This is a genomic window from Acinetobacter lactucae, assembly GCF_013344765.1.
Classification (GTDB): Bacteria; Pseudomonadota; Gammaproteobacteria; order Pseudomonadales; family Moraxellaceae; genus Acinetobacter; species Acinetobacter lactucae_A.
Genome location: NZ_JABVBF010000436.1, coordinates 1 through 423 on the forward strand (window position 1 = coordinate 1; position 423 = coordinate 423).

The 423-nt window shown below is 28.8% G+C and carries 1 protein-coding gene; it reads left to right on the top strand.

All coding sequences use genetic code 11. The features are described from left to right. A partial coding sequence (locus tag HUN22_RS17725) for an AAA family ATPase (RefSeq protein ID WP_174732101.1) occupies positions 1 to 265 on the top strand: 265 nt, incomplete at its 5' end. Positions 266 to 423 lie beyond the last annotated feature (158 nt).

Below are 423 nucleotides of genomic sequence, written 5' to 3' on the forward strand. Positions count from 1 at the left end.
TTTTAGTATAGACCTACTTTCGTCTGGTGAACAACATTTAATAATTTTATTAGGAAATTTAATTTTTAATACAAAATTTGGAACTTTAATTCTTATTGATGAACCAGAGATATCTTTGCATGCCGCATGGCAAAAGAAGCTTTTGAGCCTAATATCTGAAATTGCGAATATAAATAAATTTAATATATTGATTGCAACACACTCTTTTACTCTAATTAATGGAAACTGGGACAATACTATTGAATTGGCGGAGTTGTTAAAGTGAGTCATAATATTGTATTAAAAGATATTGCGGAAGATCAATTAACTTTCTTAGATGAAGCTTATGGTATATATAGATCTCAGACATATAATAAGTTTCTTTTTGTAGAAGGGAAGTGGGATAGAAAATTTTTGAAAAAAAAAGGTTTCCCTGAGAGTGAG